Consider the following 24,680-nt stretch of genomic DNA (forward strand, 5'->3'; position numbering starts at 1 on the left):
TGATGCGGTTTATAGCTGCATCTTGATGCGGTAAATAGCCGCACCCGGATGCGGTACTATCTTTCTAGCTGTTGTATGCCGTCTCACCATGCTCGTAGATGTCGAGCCCTTCTTCCTCTACACGGGCAGGGACACGGAGGCCATGTACGATATCGAGTCCTTTGAAGACCACGAATCCCATTCCAGCCGCCCAGCAACCTACTACGATGGCTCCGAAAAGCTGTGCCAACAGGAAGTTGGCGCTACCGATGTAGAAGAGCCCTTCTCCGGTGGCGAACAATCCGGTCAGGACGGTTCCGAGGAATCCGCAGACACCGTGTACCGATGAGGCGCCGACCGGGTCGTCTATTTTAAGGACATGGTCGATAAAGTCGACAGCAAATATCATTACCGTACCGCAGATGGCACCGATCAGGGCGGCTCCGACGGGCGATACCAGATCGCAACCGGCCGTGATGCCGACCAGTCCGGCCAGTACCCCGTTCAGGGTGAGCGATAACGACGGTTTCTTATATTTCATCCAGGCAACGATCAGCGAGAAGAATCCGCCGGCACAGGCTGCCAGGTTGGTGGTCAGGAATACATGGGAGATGGCCTGGCGGTTGCCTTCGCCGGCGGCTGCCAGTTGCGATCCGGGGTTGAAACCGAACCAGCCGAACCAGAGGATGAAGACCCCGAGGCAGGCGATGGTCAGGTTATGACCGGGTATGGCACGCGATTTCCGGTCTTTGCCGTACTTGCCGATACGCGGTCCGATGATGGCGGCACCGACCAGGGCGACCCATCCGCCGACAGAATGCACGACGGTCGATCCGGCGAAGTCGTGGAAAGTCGTTCCGAAGGTATTCATCATAAAACTACCTGGTTCGCCGTTCATCAGCCAGCCGCCGCCCCAGGTCCAGTGACCGCTGACAGGGTAGATCAAGACACTGATCAGCACCGTATAGGCGAGGTACATCGAGAACTTGGTGCGCTCTGCCATGGCTCCCGATACGATGGTGGCGGCCGTTGCGCAGAACACGGTCTGGAAGATCAGGAAGCCTTCGACAGGTAATTCCGACTGATAAAAACTAAGGTTGAAGAGGTGCGGCATCCCGATAAACCCGCCTGCACCGAACATGACTCCGAAGCCGACGCCCCAGAACAGCAGCGAGCCGAGCGAGAAGTCGAGCAGGTTCTTCATCAATATGTTGGCGGTGTTCTTGGTACGGGTGAAGCCGGCCTCCACCAGAGCGAATCCCGGCTGCATGAAGAATACTAACATGGCTGCAAGCAGCATCCATACGGTATCGAGCGATAATGCTAAGTCTGTAATTGTATATGTAGTGTCCATAATTGTAATAATTTGCCAATTTGCTAATTTGCCAATATGCCAATGAAGCAATAGACGAATAGCTTATAGGCTGATTGAGTAATTTGTTAATTTGCCAATTACTTGAATTGGCATATTTAGCGAAGCGCCACATTCTCCTATTGGCACATTATTTACTTTTCCTTTTCGGCATTGTAGAGGGCGATGTCGCCCCGTTCGCCGGTACGGATACGGATGGAGTCTTCCACCGGGATGACGAAGATGCGTCCGTCGCCGATCTCACCCGTTTGTGCGGCGCTGATGACGGCCTGTATTGTTTTTTCTACGTTCTTGTCGCGTACCACGATAGAGATGAGGATGCGTTCGATAGAACTGGTGTCGTAGACGACGCCACGGTAGATACGTCCCTGGCGGGCCTTGCCTACACCTCTTACATCGTAGTAAGAGAACCATTCGATGTCTGCTTCGAGAAGTGCTTCCTTCACCTCTTCGAACTTGGTCTTACGAATAATAGCTTCAATCTTTTTCATAACCTTAAAGAATTAGGGCGATTGCTCTGCCCGATTAATACTTGATACAAAAAGGTGTATAGAGTTGCCCGCCATAGTCGGGGTTTGGTATTGTGGTATAACATTCTATAAAATCAATAATTGCGGCCGGCTTCTCTATACGGTCCTTTTTATTTGATAACCTAAACCAGTATGTTACTAATACCTCTTATTACTTTATACTGATTCCGAAAACTAAAAACACTCCGCGCCATACGTAACTGCTGACGAGGTCGGCAGCCGGCGCGATTTCAAACTTGTTTTTCCTCTTGTGCAAAGGTCGTAAAAGACATAAGTAGAGCCGTAGCAGCCAATGTCGGCTGCCTGAAAGTCTTTGTTTTCATAATGTTTCTCTTTTTGTTTAACCTAATAGAAGCCTTATTGGCAACGAAGCGGGATGCGCTTTTCCGCTGCGTCTTTATCGATCAGAGAAACGTTGACTCTGTTTAGAGCCACTTCTTCAGCCTGGCCATAGCTTCCAAAGTGTCGTCCCTGTCGCCAAAGGCAGTGAGTCTCAGATAACCTTCGCCACTCGGGCCGAATCCTACGCCCGGTGTTCCAACGATGTTGACTTCGTACAACAGTTTATCAAAGAATTTCCAGGAGGTGAGACCTTTAGGTGCCTTTACCCAGAGGTAGGGAGCATTCTCGCCGCCCCACACCTGCAAGCCGCATCCCTGGAGTGCCTCTCTCATAATACGTGCATTAGTCATATAGTAATTGATCGTTTTCTTTACTTGCTCTTTTCCTTCCGGAGAGTAGACCGCTTCGGCACCCCGCTGGGTAATGTAGCTGGTCCCGTTGAATTTGGTTGTTTGGCGGCGGTTCCAGAGTTTGTTCAACTGAACCCGTTCGCCTCCCAGCGTGAAGCCGTTGAGCTCTTTAGGGACAACCGTATATCCGCAACGTACTCCGGTGAAACCCGCTGTCTTCGAGAAACTGCGGAATTCGATGGCTACCTTTTTCGCCCCTTTGATCTCATAGATCGAGTGGGGGATGTCCGGATTCTGTATATAAGCCTCGTAGGCCGAGTCGTACATGATCAGGACGTCGTTAGCCAACGCATAGTTTACCCATTTCTTCAACTCGTCTTTTGTCAGGGTCGTGCCTGTCGGGTTATTCGGGTAACAGAGATAGAGGATGTCTACCCTGCGGGCCGGCAGTTCGGGATTGAAGTTGTTTGCTTCCGTGCAGGGAATGTAAACGACGTCGCTCCATTTGCCGTTTTCCAGTACTCCGGTACGTCCACTCATGACGTTGGAGTCTATATATACGGGGTAGACCGGATCGAGTACCCCGATACTGTTATCGTGGCGAAGAATATCGCCTATATTACCACAATCGCTCTTGGCACCATCGCTGACAAACACTTCTCCCGGTTCCAGAAATACGCCGCGGCTGGCATAATCGTTCTTGATGATGGCGTCGATCAGGAAGCTGTATCCTTGTTCGGGGCCGTAGCCGTGGAAGTTTTCCGTGGTTGCCAGATCGTCGACGGCTTTATGCATCGCTTCGATCACGGCGGGAGCCAGCGGTTGTGTTACATCACCGATTCCCATACGGATTATTTTGTCTTTCGGGTGTGTTACCTTGAAACTGTTTACCTTTTTCGCAATGTCGGAAAACAGGTAACTGTTTTGCAGTTTCAGGAAATGTTCGTTAATCAGTGCCATATTCGTTCTTTTGTTTTATGTTGTTGTCTTGCTAGGGCTGTTTTGTCTACCCTTTTGTTATACCTCTATTGTCCCTTCAAATACGGTGACTGCTCCTCCGGTCATATAGACTTTTCCACTGTCTTTATCCCAGCGGATGGTGAGCGGGCCGCCGTCCATGATCACTTTCGTTTTACGTTGGGTCTTACCGCATACGACTCCTGCAACAGCTGTTGCACAAGCTCCTGTTCCACAGGCCTGGGTGATCCCTGATCCCCGTTCCCATACACGCATCCGGACTTCATCGTCTTTCAAAACCTGTACAAACTCTACATTCGTCCGGTCGGGGAAAAGGGGATGAGATTCCAGCTTAGGTCCGATAGCCGGTAAGTCGATATCGTTTATATTATTAACAAAAATAACCAAGTGAGGGTTTCCCATCGATATGATGGTACCAGTGTAAATTTGTCCGCTGGCTTCCAACTCAACGGATGACTCGATTATTTCCGGTGTTCCCATGTCGACCGTTACTTCGGTTACGGTGCCATTGGAGACCGCTAGTTGGAGAATCTTGATACCTGATAATGTTTCCAGTGTGACTGTCTCCTTATCGGTCAGCCCTGCCTCATAAACATATTTACCTATACAGCGGGAAGCATTTCCGCACATCATGGCTTCGGAACCGTCGGCATTGAATATCCGCATGCTGAAATCGGCTTTTTCCGATGAACCGATTAAAACTAATCCATCCGATCCGATACCTGTATGCGGCGCGCTCAATTGAATGGCCAGCTCTTCCGGATTTTCCAGCGGATAAGCCATCGAGTTTACGTATATGTAGTCGTTTCCGGCTCCGTGCATCTTTGTGAATCTAATTGGATTTGTCATTTAGTTTCTTTTACTCCTATAATTGTTTCCTTTTGTTTTATTACTATGCAAATATACGACGTTTTGATATTTTATATATGATAAACGCATCTAAATGTTCTATAAAATCATGTGTGGTGATAAATTGTTTAAATAATCCCTTTGTTTGTTATGATTTATAACTATATAACAGATAATAGAACTATATTGTAAGTTGGTGTAAGTGGAAACTTGTTGAAATATCGTTAAAATGGCACTTGTTATTTCAAATAAGAGTGACTATTTGTCAAAAGGAATAGATGAAATAGGCGTCATTGTGAACGAAAAGTAAGTGAATCGTTCAAAATGGCGTCTATTTGTAAAAAAGACGGGAGTTAAAAGATAACTCTTAACTCCCGTCTTATTTATTTAGCTATTGGAAAGGCTATTTATAATCCTGCTTGTGGGTCGAATGTACCGTTTTCCCATCCTTTTGTTTGTTCCAGGTTGGGGTTATTGCTTAATTCGCTACGTTTCATCGGCAGGAAATACATATTTGTATTGGCAATCATCGGCGTATTGTCACGATCGAACAAATATGTTTTGTAGCTACCGTCGGCTTGTTTATTCATCACCAGTGCATGACGTTTGTCCTGGCCTGTCATAAGCTTGTCGTAGATCATCCAGCGACGCATATCCCACATACGTTTCTGTTCGAACAACAACTCGATGAAACGTTCTTCACGTACTGCTTCACGCATTTCATCCTGATTCATGTTCGGGTTTAATCCGTAAAGCATGCCTTTCAGTTCAGGGTCGGAGCTTGTCTCATTGATACCTGCACGTTCACGAATTTGTTTCAGAACATCGAATGCTTCACTTAGTTTACCCACTTCAACGGCGGCCTCTGCATAGTTCAGCATCACTTCTGCCAGGCGGATATCGATATAGTCGGTTCCGGATTTCTGACAATCGGAAATGGAAATACTTTCATCGATACCTTTCTTTGAGTAATAACCAGTTTTGGAACCTACGTTTTTACCGTAAGCATAATCGTTTTGTGCATTTTCATTCAGTTCCATAACGGTATTGAAATAAGTAATACCCTGATATACTACTGTTGCATAGAAACGCTTGTCGCGATTCTTCCATAAGGTAAAGATGTCATTGCTTCCGTCTTTTTCCCAGTCGGCATAGGTATACGTTTTTCCATCTATAGTAGGGAAACGGTCGATCACTTCCTGAGTAGGATGATCACCTCCGGAATTATTCATAGAGAATGTGATCGGACGAACCCTTGCGTCTCTGGTATGCGTGCGTGTCGGGTTTTCGTAGCGGATAGAGAAGATCACTTCCTGATTCATTTCTTCCAGGAACAATTTTCCATAATCACTATAAAGTACGTGTCCCTGACCAATCAGATAATTAAGCGTTTCTTTGTTGTAATCATAAGCCGTCTGCCAATGTTCGCTATTCTTGTTCGGGTTGAATTGCGGACTGGCACGGAATAAAAGAACACGACCGAGAAGCCCTTTAGCTGCTCCTTTTGTTGCACGTCCCAGATTTTCACCAGAGTAAGAATCGGGCAGACTTTCGGTACAAGCTTTCAGTTCGCTGATAATGAAATCAAAACAATCTTTGGTGGAAGCGCGTTTTACGTAGAGGTCGTCTGCCAATGCCTGCGGGGTTGTGATCAGAGGAACACCTCCGTAACGTTTTACCATCTCGAAATAGACATACGCACGGATGAAGCGAGCTTCAGCACTCAGACGATCCGCCAACTTCCGGTCGATTGTACAAAGGTCCGTATTTTGTGCATTCTGTATAAAAATGTTGCAATTACGGATATCTTTGTAGGGCCAATACCAGGTTGGTGCTGAATCCCAGCTGGGTTTATCATCCCCGGCTTTGCTCATATTATCAGGAGTAGTTGTTCCGTTTGTCCAGCCTCCGCCTCCTGTTGCTTCATCGCTGGCATCGGCAAGGGCTGGATCCCAGCTGGGGATAGAAATATATAATGCGTTCAAAAAAGCGGTAGTCAGGGTTTCGTCTCCCCAAACCTGTTCTTCTGAGATGGAGCTCAGATCTTCTTTATCCAATATGCTGGAACAGGAAGAAAGTAATGCCAGAATAGTTGCGCATGTAATAAATATCTTTTTCATATCGAATTACTCAAATTGTTAGAAACTTACATTAATTCCAAAGTTGAAGCTCTTAGTGAGCGGGTATTGGTAGGCACCACGGTCACCACTGTTTTCAGGATCATAGATGCCGATGTGATCAAATACAAACAAGTTGGTACCTGATACATACACACGGCAACGATCTACACCGATCGCACCCATCCATTGCTTAGGCAACGTATAACCGATTTCGATGTTCTTGCAACGGAAATAGTTACCGTTCATCAACCAGAATGACGATTCCTGTCCATTAGCACCTTTTGAACCAGTACCACCAACACGGGGATATTTTCCATTGATGTTATCGGGAGAATAAGCATCTGTCCAGATATTCAAAACAGTCTGTTCTGTCCATGTGTCGCCACGGTTCGGGAACATGATCGCACGATGGCCGACTCCCTGGAAGAAGGCGGTGAAGTCAATGCCTTTCCATTCGCCTCCCAGACTCATACCGTAAATGATTTCAGGATCCTTGCTGTACAGGGAAAGAACGGTTTTATCGTTTCCGTCAACAATACCGTCAGGACCACCGACACCACCTGCTCCGTTGATGTCTTTCAGGATAATGTCGCCTTTCGACCAGTCGAATCCGCCGTTATATTGCGGCAGGCCGACCAGGTCTGCATCTGTGCGGGCAATGCCGTCTGCAAGATAACCTGTGATGTATTTGATAGGCCGACCGGTTTTTAATTCCCATTCGTAAGCATTAGCCGACTCATCAATCTTCGTATAATGGTTACGTGCGAAAGAGAAGTTTCCTGACAGATAATAAGTGAAGTTTCCTATTTTGTTATCATGGCGCACTAAGAACTCACAACCCTGGTTTACCATTTCCGCATAGTTCTCTTTGGGAAGCGTAGCTCCGAATGTTCCCGGGATGGTGCGTACACGATCCATCAGGATATCTGAAGTCTTTTTATGGAAATAGTCAAATTCAAGGCTTAATAAACCATTCCACAGACCCAAGTCGAAACCGATGTCGGCAGTAGTTGTTGTTTCCCAGGTAATACCCAGGCTGGGGTAAACGCCCGGAAGGATACCTGTTGCTCCGGTGCCGAATACGACATTGGTCGGGATTTTGCTTGTTTGTGTTGTGAATTTACTGAGATATTGATAGTAAGCCACATCATCGCCACCATCATTACCCAGTGTACCATAAGATGCACGGAGCTTCAGGTTGTTGATGAAGTTCAGTTTCTCATTTGATTTGAAGAAGTTTTCTTCCGTGATGCGCCAACCTGCAGATACTGACGGGAAGAATCCCCAACGTTTGCCCGGAATCCATTTTACTGAAGAGTCATAACGGAAGTTTGCTTCCAGTAAATAGCGGTTGTCGAATCCATAATTGATACGGCCAACGTAACCGATACGTCCGATTTCCGATTCATTACCGTCAGCGTCTTTCCACTGGCTATCGGCACTACCTGCAAACAGTTGTTCCAGGGAAGGAGAAAGTAACTCTTTGCGTTGTGCCCAGAATTTATCACCCCATTCTTCATATTGTTCATACAGGAACATGGCACCGATATCATGTTTGCCGAATGTACGGTTATAGTTTAATTGCAAATTCAGTGTATAAGCGCTGGTCTCGTTGAAATCTTTCCGGACGAAGTTCCCATTTTCTGTTCTTGTACGGGTACCGACTACCGGGGCGTCATCACGGATGATATGATTATGTCCGCCTGTCGTTTCATGAATATATAATGTATATTTCTTTCCTGCCTGTTTTTCTTTTTCATAATACCGGCGGTAGTTGAACATCGCATTGGCCGTCAAACCTTCTACCCAGGGAATATCCCATTTAGCACTTAGTTTTGTATTCAATGTACTATGCTTCTTTGAAACATGGCCATTTTTGATTGCTTCCAGGATGTTCCAGTTATAAATAGTCGCGTTTGGCTGGCCATTGATATACGCCGGTTCTGTCGACGGAAAATTCAATAAGGCACGATACATGTCGTTCATCAATTCCTTATCTGAGTCATGAGGCCAATACGGTGTGCGTTGGTCGCTCATATTACCATCCACATCCAGTCCGATTGTAAAGTTGTCGGTAATTTTAGCATCTACATTGGAACGGAAGCTATAACGTTTGAAATCCAGATTATCGAATGTTCCGCTTTGCTGGTAGTAACCTGCAGACATATAGTAATTAATGCGGTCGCTACCACCATTTACGCTGAGGTTATGTTGTGTGGTGAACGGATTTTTCCAGGCAAGGTCGAACCAGTCTGTACTATGTGTCTTGAAATATTCCTGTTCGTCGGCTGTGTAGTAACGAGAGTCTGTTTCAGGAATACCATTGTACATAAATTGATTGTTTAAATACACTGTTCTGTCATAAGCATTCATCACTTCCGGTGTACGGGTAGGACGATCTGTACCGAACAATCCTGAGTAACTGAATTGTGGTTTCTGGTTCTTACCGCGTTTGGTCGAAACAACGATTACACCGTTGGATGCACGTGAACCGTAAACGGCAGCAGAGGCAGCATCTTTCAGCACGGAGATGTTTTCGATCGTATTCGGATCCAAAGCATCGAAGTCCGCTTTTTCACGAACGACACCATCGATCACATAAGTAGGATTCGTATTATTCGGAGTATTGACACCACGAATGGTGATGGGGGAAGATACCCCCGGCATACCGGATTTGTTGTAGGAGAAGATACCCGGCATACGTCCAGCCATTGCATTTGAGATATTAGACACCGGGATAGTGGCAATATTATCAGCGGAGATAGTGGCAACAGATCCGGTCAGGTTCATTTTTTTCTGCGTACCGTAACCAATAACGACGACTTCGTCCAGCTTCTGCGTATCTTCTCTGAGGTTGATTGTGAAATCGGTTTGTCCTTCCACTTTTATGGTTTGAGGTAAATAACCGATGAATGAGATTTGCAAGGTCGCATTTTCCGGAACCTCCAGACTAAACCGACCGTCCATGTCGGTGATTGTGCCAATAGTAGTACCGTTGACAGAAACGTTGGCACCGGTGATAGGACCGAATTGATCGTTGACAACCCCTTTGATCGTTTTTGATTTCTGCTGAGTAGCTTCTGCTACCATATTTTTCGGACGTAGAATGATTTGTTTGTCATTGACGCTATATTCAATGTTTGCGGCTTTACAAATTTCATTCAAAATAGTTTCGATCGATTTCTCCTTTACTTTAATGTTTACTTTACGGTCAACATTAATAAGTTGACTGTTGTACATAAAATAAAAGTCAGAACTTTCTTCGATTTCCTGTAAGACTTGCTCTACAGAAGCATTCCTCATATCCAAAGAAATTCTAGTGGACTGTGAGTACAATGAGCTTGCACTTGCCGTGCTTAAAAAGCAAGTCAAACATAATGCTGCAAGTTTCATACGCATTGGAATTTTTGGTAATAAGTCAAAATTTGACTTAAAACCTTCTGGGTTTGATAAATTCTTCATAAATTCACATTATCAAATTTAATTAGGTTTGAAAAATAACTTGGTTGGGGATTACCATTCGTCAGGTGAGATTTTCGGATTGGTAATTCGTTTGATTGAAGCAGGAAAATGTGACCAGCATTTTTCTGCTTTTCTTTTAGGTGACTCTTTTCATATAATACTTCTTTTAAGTTAACGTTTATAACATTTGTTTCTATTTTTATATTAGACGTAGCGTGTGGGCAGACACCCTATGGGAAAATTGGCTTTTTTTGTTTTTTTCTTTTTATGTGATTCTTACTTTATTGTTTTTATTATCACTGTGCGTCGTGAATACGTAAAATCAGCTGTTTGCTTCGGCTCTATTACGGTACATTTTATAGGTGCAGTTTTTTCTAACAGGAGTAAAACATCATTGAGTGTCTCTGTTGTGAATGTGGCAGAGTATTTATAGTCATATAGTTCTTCTCCTTCCAATTTGATATCTACATTAAAATGCCGGGCGAGCCGCTGTACGATTTCATTCATGTTGGCACGTCTGAATATCATTTTACCATCTTTCCATGAAGTTTCTACTGCCAGATTGACTTTATCGACTTCCATCTTGCTGGTATTCTTACAATATATCACCTGTTCTCCCGGATGCAGTGTTCTGGAGACTGGTTGTCCAATTTCTGATACTTCCACATGCCCTTTTGCTAAAGTCGCTTCTATTTTATCCTCATCTTCATAGGCTTTTACGTTGAATTCAGTCCCATAGGCGCTAACTTGTAAACCATTGGAGGTTACTACATCAAAACGGTTTGATTTATCAGATGTTACTTTAAAATAAGCTTCGCCGGTCAGTTGCACATTTCTTTTATTATTGGTAAAGCGTTTAGGATAGGAGATAGAAGAGCCGGAGTTTAACCATACTTCAGAACCATCGGGAAGCGTAACTTTAGATATTAAGCCATAAGCAGTGCTTAACTCTACTTGTTCGACTGGAATATTGTTCCATTCTTTCAGTGTATTGAATAAGGTATATGTTGCGATCAAAACCGGAATCAATAATACAGCTGCTGCTGTCCGGATAAAACTCAAGATTTTCTTTTTATATTTATCTGTTGCAATCTGTTTTGAGATTTTTTTCCAGTTCTGCTGAGTGTTTATCTGTTTATGTAATTTGAGTTCAGCCGTGGTTTCCCAGATGAAACGAATGTCATCAACTTCTTTTTTGAAGTCGGGAGATGACTGTAACTGCTGATCGAAAACTTCCTTTTCTTCTTTGGAAAGACGTCCTTCAAGATATGCTATTATATGTTCTGTATGAATGTCCACTTTTATTTTTTTATAAATTAGACGTATACTATGAAATATACCCTATGTTAAATAGTGTTTTTGTATTACCAAAGTAAAAGAAGTACAAGGGGAAGATAATCTTTTAATTCGATTCGGAGATGTTTTAGTGCTTTTGTCATATAAGCTTCAACCGTCTTGATTGAAATATTATATTCAGCGGCAATTTCTGTATAAGTCATACCATCGAATCTGTTTTTTTCAAAAACAGTTCTGATGTTATCCGGAAGTTTAGCTAATGCAGCCGATAACATCTGCTCCAGTTCGATAGTCGAATAAATGTCACCGGAGGTATACTGTAAAGCATTGCTTTCGATCTCTTTTTGTTGCCAGTTTTGTTCCGTTTCCTGTTTACGCAGAAAATCTATACAGGAATTTTTGACACTGGTGATAAGAAAGTTACGGCTGGATGTGCTGATCTCTATATTTTTTCTGTTTTTCCATATTTTGAAAAAGGTTTCCTGTACAATGTCTTCACATGTCTCCCAACGGTCCACATATCTATGAGCGAAGACACATAAAGGAGAGAAAAACTGGAAAAAAAGAGTACGAAATGCTATTTCATCGTCTTTAATTGCAATTTTCCAAAATAAACTGTCAATAGTACCTGTTATTTCCTTTTCCTTCATTTTTTAGTGGGAAAGCTATGATTTTTAATAGTATATAGTTCTTGAAGAACTAATGTATCCACATGGTGCAAATATAGGATATTTTTATGATAAGTCGTTAAAAACCTGTTATTAATCAAATGTATCAGTTATCTTTACCATCTAAATAAAGATTAAAAAAGAAAGGTTTATGAAACAGGAAAGTGCTGATTTTCAGTTTGAAAATGAGATGAAATGGCAGGATCTCGGTGGAGGTGTACAACGTCAGATCATGGGATACAATGATAACATAATGATGGTAAAGGTCAAATTTGAAACAGGAGCGGTAGGTGCTCCGCATGTGCATTCCCATTCGCAGGTTACTTATGTGGCAAGCGGTGTTTTCAAATTCATGACAAATGGAGAAACACAGATTGTAAGAGCCGGAGACGGAGTTTATATGAAACCGGATACCATGCACGGTTGCGAATGTCTGGAAGCCGGCATTTTGATAGACACCTTCAATCCTCTGAGAGAAGATTTCTTGTAACTATCAAAATGCTGTCTTGTATCAATAAGCAGCTTCGTGTACCCCTTTGATAGAGCGGCCGCTCGGCTCGTTCATGTTTCTGAAAGCAGTATCCCATGCTAGTGCTTCGGGAGTGGAACAGGCTACGCTCGGGACGGAGGGTACGCTTCGTGCAGCGCTTTCACTGGGAAAATGTTCTTCAAAGATCGTACGGTAATAGTATTCCTCTTTGTTTTGTGGCGGATTGATCGGGAAGCGTTTGGCGGCATTTGCCATTTGTTGGTCGGTGACCAGTTCGGAAGTCAGCTTCTTCAACGTATCGATCCAGCTATAACCCACTCCGTCGGAAAACTGTTCTTTCTGACGCCAGACGATTTCCTCCGGAAGCATATCGGCAAAGGCTTCACGGAGGATTTTCTTTTCGATGGTTTTGCCCGGGCACATTTTAGCTGCTGGATTCAGACGCATGGCAATGTCGAGGAACTCTTTGTCGAGGAAAGGAACACGTCCTTCGACACCCCAGGCACAAAGGCTTTTGTTGGCACGCAAACAATCATAAAGGTAAAGTTTACTTATCTTGCGCAACGTCTCTTCGTGAAACGTTCTTGCGTCGGGCGCTTTGTGAAAGTAGAGATAACCTCCGAAGATTTCGTCGGCACCTTCACCACTTAATACCATCTTTATTCCCATGCTTTTGATAACGCGGGAGATCAGATACATCGGGGTGGATGCACGCACGGTCGTTACATCGTAGGTTTCGATATAATAGATCACGTCGCGGATAGCATCGAGGCCTTCCTGCACGGTGTAATTGATTTCGTGATGTACCGTCCCGATCGCATCGGCTACCTTTTGGGCGGCTATCAGGTCAGGGGCACCTTTCAGTCCGATAGCGAAGGAGTGAAGTTGCGGCCACCACGCATCCGCTTTTCCTCCTGTCTCGATACGCTTGGCTGCGTACTTCTTTGCGATGGCGGAGGTAATGGATGAATCCAGGCCACCCGAAAGCAGGACGCCGTAGGGAACATCGCTCATCAGTTGACGCTGGACGGCGGCCTCGAGGGCATCGTGCAGTTCTGTTGCGCTGGCCGGGTTGTCTTTTACATGCTCGTAATCCATCCAATCACGCTGATACCATTTGGTTAGTTCGGTATCTTTACTGTAAAAATAATGACCGGGCTTGAATTGGTCGTATATGGTGGCGAAACCTTCAAGGCCTTTCAGTTCAGAGGAGACGAGCAGATGTCCGTGGTCGTCGTAGCCCATATATAAAGGTATGACGCCGATCGGATCGCGGGCAATGAGATAGGTATCGTTTTCTTCGTCGTAGAGGGCGAAGGCAAAGATTCCGCTTAACCTTTCCACGCAACCGGTACCGTATTTGCGGTAGAGGGCGAGGATGACTTCGCAGTCGGATCCGGTCATGAATTCATATTCTCCTTTCAATTCTTCACGAATTTCGCGGTGGTTGTAAATTTCACCGTTTACGGTCAGGATCAGTTTCCCGTCTTTGCTTTTCAGCGGTTGTCCGCCAGAGGCCGGATCTACGATGGAGAGTCGCTCGTGGGCAAGAATGGCGGTTTTGCCTTGATAAATTCCGCTCCAATCCGGACCACGATGACGGATTCGTTTACTCATTTCCAAAGCTTGCCTGCGGAGAGAGGAGACTCCTTCACGGATGTTGAAAATTGCTGTAATGCCACACATGATAATTAGTAATTAATAATTAATAATTGAAAATTAATTGCTTTGCAGATGTTTGTCTATCGCTTCCGCTGTTTTGCGGCCCGAGGCCATTGCCCGAACTACCAGACTTGCGCCGCTGACGGCATCGCCGCAAGCAAAGATATTGCTGCCGGCGATCTGGTTTTTGTTGTCGACGGCTATGTTTTTACGTCCGTCTACGGCTAGTGAGAGATCTTTTACAAGGCCTTCCTGTTCGGGATGTACGAAACCCATTGCCAGGAATACCAGGTCTGCTTCTATTGTCTCTTTTTTACCGGTCAGTTTCATTTCCGGGCGGCCTCCGTTGGTAGACGGTATCCATTCTACTTCCTCTACTTCTACGCCTTTCAATGTGTTTTTGTCTCCGATAAAACGACAGGAGGTGAGGCACCAGCGACGCGTACAACCTTCTTCATGACTGCTGCTGGTCTTTAATACCTGTGGATACATAGGCCATGGAGTTTCCGGATTATGACTGACAGGAGGCTTCGGCATGATCTCTATCTGAGTCACACTGGCGGCTTTGTGACGGTTGGCCGTTCCTACGCAGTCGCTACCCGTGTCGCCTCCGCCGATTACCAGTACTTTCTTACCTTTGCAGTCGATAATGTTTTTAGGAGGGACAGCGATGCCTTCGAGCAACCGGTTCTGTTGTCCAAGCAGTTCAAGGGCAAAGTGAACGCCTTTCAAGTTGCGTCCTTCGATCGGCAGGTCGCGTGGTATTTCCGCACCGATGGCAATGCAAACGGCATCGAACTGACTGATTACCTCTTTGGTTCCGATCTCTTTTCCAACCATTGTATTGACACGAAACACGATACCTTCTTTTTCCATTAGCCTGATACGCCGGTCGATAATGTTTTTCCCCAGTTTGAAATTCGGGATACCGAAGCGTAGAAGACCTCCCGGCAATTCGTCTTTTTCGAATACAGTAACTTCGTATCCTTTACGGTTCAGTTGGTTGGCGACGGTCAATCCGGCCGGTCCGCTACCTATAACGGCTACGCGTTTGCCATTACGAACGGGTTGCATGGGCTGTATGTATCCTTCGCGGAAGGCGGTTTCGACGATAGCCACTTCATTCTCACGGATGGTGACAGGTTCATCGCAACTTAGTTTCAGCACGCAACTTTTTTCACACAGGGCAGGGCAGATGCGGCCTGTGAACTCCGGGAAGTCACAGGTTTGTTCAAGTACCTGATAAGCTTCTTTCCATTTTCCTTTGTAAAGAAAGTCCTGCCATTCGGGTTGTTTATTTCCGATAGGACAGCTCCAATGACAGAAGGGAACGCCACAATCCATGCAACGGGAGGCTTGCCGGCGGCGGTCGCTGCTGTTGAGCGTTTGTTCTACTTCGCTGAAATCGTCGATACGATCTTCTACAGGACGATAGCCTGCTTCTTGTCGGGGTATGGTGAGGAATGCTTTTGGGTTTGCCATGATTGTTATATTTTTTTATTTATATTTTAATTAGGTATATCATACAGAATAATTTATACATATTACATCGATTAAGCTTAAGACCTATAGGATATGTTAAAAATGTAATATGAATGAGTATAAATTATCAGAAAATATCTTATACAGGTAATAGGATAAGCCTGAAAGTATAGAAAATATTCTCCGTAGTACTTCGATTATGCGTCGTAAGTCTGTTTTACTACTCCGTAGTACTACGGAGGTATATTTTCAGTCTGTTTTGCTACTCCGTAGTGCTACGAAGCTACATTTTGGTTTGTTTTGCTACTCCGTAGTGCTACGAAGCTACTTTTTTCGTCGTTATTGCCTCTCCGTAGTACTACGGAGCTATATTTAGTTGTTTTTTAATAATCGTATTGCATTTTTTCGATCTTCAATTGTAACTTTTTTATCTGCTCATCCTGTAATACCTTTTTATATTCGATCGGAACGATCTGTATAAATTCATTTACATATTTATCCCAATTATCCAATATTTTTCCGGCCAGATTGCTACCTGTATAATGGTAATGTTTGCGGATCAATTCATGCAGTTCCTTGCGGGTTGCGCTGTCTTCGATCAGGGAAAGTTCGACCATTTCCATATTGCAATAGTAATCGAAATTTCCATCTTTGTTCCATACATAAGCTACCCCTCCGCTCATTCCGGCAGCAAAGTTGCGTCCTGTCTGGCCGAGCACGACAACGCGGCCTCCGGTCATGTATTCGCAGCAATGATCGCCAACGCCTTCCACTACGGCAATCGCACCGCTGTTACGTACGCAAAAACGTTCGCCGACACGTCCGTTGATATATACTTCTCCAGAAGTCGCACCGTACAACAGCGTGTTTCCGGCGATTGTATTATCTTCAGCTACGAAAGTGGAGCGTACCGGAGACATTACGCTGATGCGTCCCCCGCTGAGTCCTTTACCCAGATAATCGTTTGCTTCTCCTTCGAGACGAAAGTGAATTCCATGCGAGAGAAACGCTCCGAAACTTTGCCCTGCTGAACCTTTGAATTTGATATTCAACGTATGATCAGGCAGTCCGGTATTCCCATAACGCTTGGCTATTTCGCCCGACAACATGGCACCCACCGAACGATCGGTATTCGTGATCGCATAATCCAGCGATATCTCGTGCTGGAACTCGATAGCTCCTTTAGCATGCTGTATAATATCGAGATCTTTCACACTGTCGATATGATGTTTCTGCGTCGTTGTGTGATGGATTGGTGTATGAGTTGCCTGTTTCGGTATATGAAGCAGACGGGAGAAATCGAGCAAATCATGCTTGGTCACGTCGTCCGAAGGTTTACGTACGATCAGTTCCGTATGACCGATAATATCGTCGAGCTTGCTGTATCCCATTTCCGCCAGATACTCACGCACTTCTTCCGCCAGGAATGTAAAAAAGTTTACCAGATACTCATGCCGGCCGAGAAACCGCTTCCGCAATTCTTCATCTTGTGTGGCAACGCCTACCGGACAGGTATTCATGTGGCATTTGCGCATCATTACACAACCGAGAACAATCAAAGCAGAAGTTGCGAAACCAAATTCTTCCGCCCCGAGCAAAGCCATCAGGATGATGTCGCGTCCGGTCTTTAACTGGCCGTCGGTTTGCAGGCGAACCTGTCCGCGGAGGCTGTTCATCACTAAAGTTTGCTGTGTCTCCGATAGACCCAGTTCGGGTGGCAATCCTGCATAACGGATCGAACTGATCGGTGAAGCTCCCGTTCCTCCTTCGGCACCGGAGATGATGATACGGTCGGCTTTCGCCTTGGCTACACCGGCTGCAATTGTCCCCACTCCGCTTTCCGATACCAGCTTGACACTGATTTCCGCCTTCGGATTTACATTCTTCAAGTCGAATATGAGTTGCGCCAGATCCTCGATCGAATAAATATCGTGATGAGGTGGGGGAGATATCAGCGAAATACCCGGTATGGAGTGACGGGTTTTTGCAATGACATCGTTTACTTTATACCCCGGAAGCTGGCCGCCTTCACCCGGTTTGGCTCCCTGAGCGACTTTGATCTGTATCTCGTCCGCATTCACCAGATACTCGGTGGTGACTCCGAAACGTCCCGAAGCGACCTGCTTAATGGCCGACCGGAGGGAAAGACCGTCTTTGCGCGGAGTGAAACGGGTAGCATCTTCGCCTCCTTCTCCGGTATTGCTCCGGCCATGTATCTTGTTCATGGCCATTGCTATAGTTTCGTGTGCCTCCTTACTGATCGAACCGAAGCTCATAGCCCCGGTTACGAAGCGTTTCATGATCTCGCCGACCGGTTCCACCTGTTCGATAGGGATCGTTTTTTTCTTTTTAAACGTGAGAAAGTCACGGAGAAAGATCGGCGATTCTTTATCGTCTACCATCTGCGAATATTCCTTGAATTTCTTATAGCTGCCCAGACGTGTAGCCAGTTGCAGGGTTGAGATCGTTTCCGGGTTCCAGGCATGTTTCTCTCCATCCTTGCGGAAACTGTAAAGTCCTTTATGTTCCAGCATTTCATCGATCCTTTGGTCGAATGCCTGATGATGTAATGTCATTACATCGCGTGCAATTTCATTCAATCGGATACCGCCTACGTTGCTGGTTGTTCCGCCGAAATAAGTACGTGCCAGTTCTTCATCTAACCCGACAGCTTCGAATAATTTGGCACCTCGATAACTGCGGATCGTACTGATACCCATCTTGCTCATTACTTTAAACAGACCCTTGCAGATGGATTTCACATAGTTCTTGCGTGCCGTTTCATAGTTTAATTGCACTTCATGTTTGCTTTCCAGTTCTTTCAGTATGGCGAAAACCATATACGGATTGATGGCGCTTGCTCCATATCCCAGCAATAATGCGGCATGCATGACTTCGCGCATTTCTCCAGTCTCTACAACCAATGCGGTCTGCACGCGTTTTTGTACCGAGATCAAATGATGATGTACGGCGCTTACAGCAAGCAACGAAGGGATCGGTGCATATCGTTCGTCTACGTTTTTATCGCTAAGAATAATATAGTTGACACCATCCGTAACGGATTGTTCTGCTTTTTTGCATAGTTCATCGAGCGCAGCCTTTAAACCTTTACTTCCTTTAGCTACTTCAAACAGCATCGGCAGTTTCACAGAGTTGAACCCTTTATAACGGATATTGCAAAGCAGATCCAGTTGTGTATTGGTCAGGATCGGATGATTCAACCGTACCATCTTGCAATGGTTTTCACTGGGAACCAATATATTATTTCCTACCGCACCGATATATTCTTCCAGACTCATAACCAACTCTTCACGGATCGGGTCGATAGGTGGATTGGTTACCTGCGCAAATTGTTGGCGGAAGTAATTGTACAATAACTGCGGGCGATCGGACAAAATCGCCAACGGCGTGTCGTTACCCATCGATCCGATGGGTTCGGCTCCTCCGGTACACATCGGGACGATGATCTTTTCCACATCTTCACGGCTGTAACCGAAAGTGCGGAGTAACTTATCATAGTTCTCTACCGTGTGGGGTATTTTGCGGCCGGACTTCAGTTCGTCCAACTCCACGCGGTTTCCGGCCAGCCATGTCTTGTATGGTTTTGCTTCGGCTAACTGTTTTTTTAGTTCGCCGTCGTAATAAATTTCTCCTTTTTCTGTATCGACCATCAGGATTTTTCCCGGCTGAAGTCGTCCTTTCTCCTTGATCTCGTTCGCTTCAAAGTCCATCACTCCGACTTCGGAGGCTACTAGCATCATGCCGTTTTTTGTGATCAGATAACGTGCCGGACGCAAACCGTTACGATCCAGCATACCGCCGGCAAACCGTCCGTCGCTGAATAACAGAGCAGCCGGTCCGTCCCAAGGTTCCATCAGGATAGAATGATACTCGTAAAAAGCTTTCAGATCATCCGATATCGGATTCTTCTCATTCGTACTTTCCGGTACCAGCATCGCCATGGCATGAGGCAGACTCAATCCGGAAGCGACCAGAAACTCCAGTACATTGTCCAGTGAGGCACTATCGCTCATCCCCGGTTGAATGATCGGGCGGATACTTTCGATATTTCCGATAGTAGGAGAGGTGAGGACACTTTCCCGTGCTTCCATCCATCCCCTGTTTCCACGGATCGTGTTGATCTCCCCGTTATGTGCCAGCAGACGAAACGGCTGTGCCAGGCTCCATGTCGGGAACGTATTCGTACTGAAGCGGGAGTGAACCAATGCCAGTCCGCTCGTGAAGTAATTATTTGTCAGGTCGGGAAAGTAATGGCGAAGTTGCATAGACTCCAGCATTCCTTTGTATACAATATTTTTAGTAGATAATGAAGCCACATAGAAGTCATTCTTAGCGACCAGATCAGAAATAGTCACTTTATTCTCAATACGTTTACGAATGACGTATAATTTGAGTTCTAATTCTTGCTGGTTATCGCATCCGGTAACAAAGATTTGTTTGATATCCGGTTCGGTTGCCAATGCATCCTTTCCCAATATATCGCTGTTTACCGGAACTTTCCGTAGATGCATCAGGGTAAGCCCTTCCTTTTCAATCTCTTCGATCATAATACTGAGGATGGCGGATCGCTGTGCTTCGTCTTTCGGAAGAAAGACCAGTCCTGTTCCATATTTACCCTTTTCGGGAACAGGTATTCCCTGTAATAATATGAATTCATGAGGTATCTGAAGCAAGATACCTGCACCGTCACCTGTTTTATTGTCAGCACCTTCTGCACCACGGTGACGCATATTTTCCAAGACTTTAAGGGCTGACTCAACAATGTCGTGCGACTTTCCTCCATGAATGTTTACTAACATTCCTACTCCGCACGCGTCATGTTCATTCGCAGGATCATATAATCCCTGCTTTCTGTTCAAATAGATCTGTTCTTTCATTGTTTGTTGACCTTATGTTTGTGTAATACCTATTTTGATGTCAAATTGTTTTGCAAATATAGATCGTTTCTTTCATAATGATATAGAAGTAGATGTTAATTGATGACGTTTTTTTCTTTTATTGGAAGTTGAAGTTTCTATTTGATACAATATTTATTGTTTTTGGTGTTAATATGAAATATTTATATCTGTTATTGGTTACAATTTAAAAGAGTTTGTTTGGTGGAATAATATTAAAAAACTATCATATTGATCTTTTGGAGTATAGAATTTATTTATCTTTGTTTGTAAATCTATCTTATATCTGCATGATTGATATTATTTATAACGGACGAGTTCCGGCTTGCGGTGTTTTTTGTGGTGGTTGTCCTAACTATACACGAATAAAGAATCCCTGCAAAGGAGCTGCGTATTCGGATAGATGTGGACGGTGTAAAACATTTCATCTCTGTTGTAAAGAGAGAGGCATTCTATATTGTTTCCAATGCAGAATTTTCCCATGTAGTAAATTTAAGTCATTTAGAAAACGATGGCTTAAATATGGCCAAGACTTTATAGAAAATCAACGTGTTCTGGCGCTAGGTATTAATGTGTTTCTTGATAAATATAACCGTATGATCCATTTTGAAACTGAAAGACTTATTATAAAAGAAGTTTCCATAGTAGAGGAGTTGAAGGCTCTTTTATCTGTCTATACTCAGGAGGTAAATATGAGATATATCCAGTCGGGTAAATATGACTGGACTTTTCAAGAGCTTGAAAACCGTTATAAGGAAATCAACGATACCGGATATCCGCAAGGATACGGAATTTTTGCAGTTAAACTCAGAGGTGAAAATAAGATTATAGGTGAAGCAGGTTTATTCAATTCCTTTTCGGATACGAAGAAGATGGAGCTCGGTTATATTATTGATCAAATGTATTGGAACAACGGATATGGAACAGAAGTTTGCCAGGGATTGATCGATTATGCTTTTAGACGGCTGGCGTGTACTGAATTTGTTATCCGTATGTATGATCAGAATATAGGTTCTGTCAGAGTTTGTGAGAAACTTGGATTTGAGCATGTGCTGACAGGAGAAACTGAAAACAAAAAAGTCTTCCGGGAATATCGGAAGACTTTTGTATAGTTAAAATCGGATATGTTAATCGAAGCTGTCTCAGATCTGTAATACCAGAATAAACCGGCATCCTTTCTTATAGTCCATATCGATGGAAAGGTTTCCATTCAACTTATTGGCTATCAAGGAGCAGATTGGCAGACCTAATCCGTCTCCTTCTGCCAGATCCTTGACTTCACTGAACGGTTTGAAGATATTTTCTTTTAGTTCGTTAGGAATTCCGGTTCCGTTATCTGTTACGATAATATGGCACAGATGAGCTCCTTTTCTTTTGAATTCCAGCCATATTTTACCGGAAGTGGTATATTGAGCTGCATTGTTCAATAAATGTAATAAGATACGTTCCAATTGTTCCGCATTTGTTTTTACTTCCAGTTGCGGTGCGTCTACGATGATTTCTACATCGGGGTGTATTTTATCTTTTACTTTATCCATTGTTTTCTTGCAGAAGGTACCTACATTGAATGATTGTGTTTCGTAGGGTTCCAGCAAAGAGCTTTCCAATGAAGACAGTTCCTGTATATTAATACTGAACTGTTTTAGTGCATCTACTCGTGCTTGGATAGATCCGGCTTGCTGCGGAGCTGTTGTTCGTAATTCGCCGGCCGATATATCGAGTTTATCGAGCGTAGGCTTCATCTGCTCCGATATACTTTGTATAAACAGTGCTTGTTGTTCGCTATGTTCGTTGGTTGTCTGAATAATACCTTTCAGTTTCTTGTTGAGAACGATGAAACGTAGTAGCAGGAATGCAACGAAAAGTAATGCGGCGATAAGGATTACAACCAATGTACAAAGACCGACTATCATATATTGCTTGCCAGATAGTTTATCGTCTTTTTCCTGGATAGTCTGCAAGCTGTCATCGTATTTGAGTTGTAATGCCCCTAATTCATCTTGTGCGTTTAATGCTTTTACAGAATCTGTCCAGACGATATATTTTTCGTAGGTACGTTCCATCAATGGAGCATTGTTTGCTGTGCGGGCAATCGTGATCAGATTTCTATAGCAGTCGCTTACCTTGTCGTATTCCTTTTTATCTTTATACTGGTTAATCAGTTTACGAAAAGATGCGTCTCCCTGCTCGTTCTGTCCGAAAGTATAATAATAATTGGTCTGAGTGTATAACAGATCATCGGACAGTTTACTGCTTCCGGCCTGACTGGCCAGATTATCCAGCGTATTAAGTTGAAGCTGAGCCTGGGCGGCATTCTTCAGCTTTATATACATTTGTAATCGCTCTTTTGTTAACTGGAAACGTTGGTCATAGAATGTTTTCTGTGCTTTATCTTCTTCCGTCAACAGATATTGAGTCATTTGGCGGCAAAGGTCGAATGCCTCCTGATAATAGTTCTCACGATAATAAAGATACGTTGCTTTAGTCCCACAATCAATGGCTTGTGTGTAATCCCCTTCACAGGAAAAGGCTTTGTAGGCTTGAAGGAAAAGGTAACGGGCTTTAGTGTAGTCTTTCTGTTCCAGGCTACTTTGCGCCTGCTTCATTAGATCATTGGCTCTGTTTTCTGCCTTGAGGGTTGTGCAGAAACAGAGAACAAGAGTGATGATAAAATACATGATTCTCATAACTTCAAATTTAATTTTAAGCAAATATATGTATTTATTCAAAATCAAAGCATGAAGTTCTACCGAAAAATTTAATTAATGTATCTTTTATTTGTTGGAATTATGCTTTTATTTCTATTTCGTATATCCGTGATTCATCTTTCCAGGGATGGTATCCTTGTCCTATATATTTGAATCCCAGCTTTTCATAGAATCCGATATGTTCTGTGCTGAGATATAATTTGCTAAAACCGGCTTTAACCGTATCTTCTTTGGCTTTCTCCAATAAAAGGCCACTGTAAAAATTCCCTCGTTGAGTTTCTTCTATATATACTGCGCAAACCCACGGATACAAGTCCATCCGGCTGATAAAATCGTTGGTGATCAGACCTGCACAGCCGATGATCTGATCATCTTTCTCCAACAAATACCATTGTGGAAAAGAACTCGGAGAATCGATACAATGATTAATACTATCCTCATACATAACAGGATATACAGAGGGCCATTTACTTTGTAGATAGTTGATCGCTATGTCTTTGTAGACCGGATTTTCTTTTACCGATATAATTTTCATGATGTTGTATTTAATGGGGTGAATGAATGCTTTTCCAGTATACTATATATTCTATTAAAGTGATTATCCGCAAGAATTTTAATTTTTATTCTTACGGAAATACAAAGATACTCTATGGAATTGAATTTTTCGTATATTTGACAAAACCAATAAATAATCAGATCATGGACATAAAGGTATTTCTCAATAACTATCGCGAAGCATTCGGAGATAAGGTCGATCTTCCTATTGTCTTTTGGTATTCAGAGCAACCGGTAAACTCTGTTGATAAAATTGGAGGATGTTTATTCAAATGTATGAAGGATGTCAGAGCGGGACAAACTGTTACTTTGAGTGTAGACACTATCGGTTGCGGCGGCGGTAAGTTTTATACTGGTTTTACGGAAATGCCGGAACGAATTCCCGGATTTGTGTCGTTAAAGGAAAAATATAAACAGACACCGGAAGGTGTTATCGGGTTTCTTGACGATTTGCAAGTTCCGAGAGCAAAGATGGATTATCTGAATTTTGCCCGAATGGATAAAGTTGAGAACTTTGATAATCTCGAAGGAATTCTGTTTCTGGCAACACCCGATATGCTTTCCGGCCTGGCTACCTGGGCATTTTTCGATGATAATTCACCCGATGCCGTAACCTCTCTGTTTGGTTCCGGTTGTTGTTCAGTGGTAACACAGGCTGTTATTGAGAATGCGAGAGGGGGAAAGCGTACTTTTATCGGTTTCTTCGACCCTTCCGTACGACCCTATTTTGAACCGGATATTCTAAGTTTTATGATACCGATGTCCCGCTTCAAGGAAATGTATGATACGATGAGAAGTAGTTGTTTGTTCGACACGCATGCCTGGGGAAAGATCAGGGAGAGAATGATGGAGTGATGGGATAATTTTATTGTAATTGTCAGTTATTTCTATTTTGGTAATAGCTGACAATTACAACGAAAA

At 43.9% G+C, this 24,680-nt stretch carries 15 protein-coding genes and 1 pseudogene; 3 read left to right on the plus strand and 13 right to left on the minus strand.

The genetic code is table 11. The features are described 5' to 3' along the window. Positions 1-64: 64 nt before the first annotated feature. The 8 genes and pseudogenes from QZ076_RS14190 to QZ076_RS14225 all read right to left on the minus strand — a co-directional run. A pseudogene (locus tag QZ076_RS14190) lies at positions 65-1,318 on the minus strand (ammonium transporter); the annotation flags it as partial. Positions 1,319-1,485: 167 nt separating this feature from the next. After that, the gene (locus tag QZ076_RS14195) at positions 1,486-1,842 is read right to left on the minus strand and encodes a P-II family nitrogen regulator (RefSeq protein ID WP_293714048.1); all 357 of its coding nucleotides are present in this window, start codon (positions 1,840-1,842) and stop codon (positions 1,486-1,488) included. Between the two features lie 464 nt (positions 1,843-2,306). Further along, positions 2,307-3,533 carry an LL-diaminopimelate aminotransferase gene (locus QZ076_RS14200; protein ID WP_293714050.1) on the minus strand — a complete coding sequence of 409 codons (1,227 nt, stop codon included), beginning with the start codon at positions 3,531-3,533 and terminating at the stop codon, positions 2,307-2,309. 57 nt (positions 3,534-3,590) lie between these two features. Next, entirely contained in the window at positions 3,591-4,400 is an 810-nt protein-coding gene (gene dapF / locus QZ076_RS14205; protein WP_293714052.1) for a diaminopimelate epimerase, read from the minus strand. Positions 4,401-4,807: 407 nt separating this feature from the next. Then, complete coding sequence (locus QZ076_RS14210) at positions 4,808-6,520, minus strand: RagB/SusD family nutrient uptake outer membrane protein (RefSeq protein WP_293714055.1); 1,713 nt, start codon at positions 6,518-6,520, stop codon at positions 4,808-4,810. 18 nt (positions 6,521-6,538) lie between these two features. Continuing rightward, on the minus strand, positions 6,539-9,823 hold the full coding sequence (locus QZ076_RS14215) for a TonB-dependent receptor (RefSeq protein WP_293714057.1): 3,285 nt from the start codon (positions 9,821-9,823) through the stop codon (positions 6,539-6,541). Positions 9,824-10,258: 435 nt separating this feature from the next. Beyond that, positions 10,259-11,281, minus strand: coding sequence for a FecR domain-containing protein (locus QZ076_RS14220; protein WP_293714059.1), 1,023 nt, complete (start codon positions 11,279-11,281; stop codon positions 10,259-10,261). 65 nt (positions 11,282-11,346) lie between these two features. After that, positions 11,347-11,928 carry an RNA polymerase sigma-70 factor gene (locus tag QZ076_RS14225; RefSeq protein ID WP_293714061.1) on the minus strand — a complete coding sequence of 194 codons (582 nt, stop codon included), beginning with the start codon at positions 11,926-11,928 and terminating at the stop codon, positions 11,347-11,349. A 169-nt stretch (positions 11,929-12,097) separates the two neighbouring features. Here QZ076_RS14225 and QZ076_RS14230 point away from each other — a divergent pair, with 169 nt between their 5' ends. Beyond that, on the plus strand, positions 12,098-12,436 hold the full coding sequence (locus tag QZ076_RS14230) for a cupin domain-containing protein (RefSeq protein ID WP_293714063.1): 339 nt from the start codon (positions 12,098-12,100) through the stop codon (positions 12,434-12,436). 21 nt (positions 12,437-12,457) lie between these two features. Here the strand turns inward: QZ076_RS14230 and asnB are convergent, their stop codons facing one another. From asnB to gltB, 3 genes are all read right to left on the minus strand, one after another. Beyond that, a complete protein-coding gene (asnB, locus tag QZ076_RS14235; protein WP_293714065.1) occupies positions 12,458-14,122 on the minus strand; it encodes an asparagine synthase B in 1,665 nt (554 codons plus the stop codon). A 33-nt stretch (positions 14,123-14,155) separates the two neighbouring features. Continuing rightward, complete coding sequence (locus QZ076_RS14240) at positions 14,156-15,580, minus strand: glutamate synthase subunit beta (protein ID WP_293714067.1); 1,425 nt, start codon at positions 15,578-15,580, stop codon at positions 14,156-14,158. A gap of 383 nt (positions 15,581-15,963) precedes the next feature. Further along, a complete protein-coding gene (gltB, locus tag QZ076_RS14245) occupies positions 15,964-20,478 on the minus strand; it encodes a glutamate synthase large subunit (protein WP_293714069.1) in 4,515 nt (1,504 codons plus the stop codon). Positions 20,479-21,092: 614 nt separating this feature from the next. On the opposite strand from gltB, the gene QZ076_RS14250 reads away from it, so the two are divergent. Then, on the plus strand, positions 21,093-21,608 hold the full coding sequence (locus QZ076_RS14250) for a GNAT family N-acetyltransferase (RefSeq protein ID WP_293714071.1): 516 nt from the start codon (positions 21,093-21,095) through the stop codon (positions 21,606-21,608). Between the two features lie 30 nt (positions 21,609-21,638). Here QZ076_RS14250 and QZ076_RS14255 read toward each other — a convergent pair whose 3' ends face one another. Beyond that, a complete protein-coding gene (locus tag QZ076_RS14255; RefSeq protein ID WP_293714073.1) occupies positions 21,639-23,183 on the minus strand; it encodes a HAMP domain-containing sensor histidine kinase in 1,545 nt (514 codons plus the stop codon). 100 nt (positions 23,184-23,283) lie between these two features. Further along, positions 23,284-23,739 carry a GNAT family N-acetyltransferase gene (locus QZ076_RS14260; RefSeq protein WP_293714075.1) on the minus strand — a complete coding sequence of 152 codons (456 nt, stop codon included), beginning with the start codon at positions 23,737-23,739 and terminating at the stop codon, positions 23,284-23,286. Positions 23,740-23,903: 164 nt separating this feature from the next. Here QZ076_RS14260 and QZ076_RS14265 point away from each other — a divergent pair, with 164 nt between their 5' ends. Further along, positions 23,904-24,614, plus strand: a complete 711-nt coding sequence (locus tag QZ076_RS14265) for a DUF169 domain-containing protein (RefSeq protein WP_293714077.1) — start codon at positions 23,904-23,906, stop codon at positions 24,612-24,614. Positions 24,615-24,680 lie beyond the last annotated feature (66 nt).

It is taken from the genome of uncultured Parabacteroides sp., assembly GCF_905196875.1.
GTDB lineage: Bacteria > Bacteroidota > Bacteroidia > Bacteroidales > Tannerellaceae > Parabacteroides.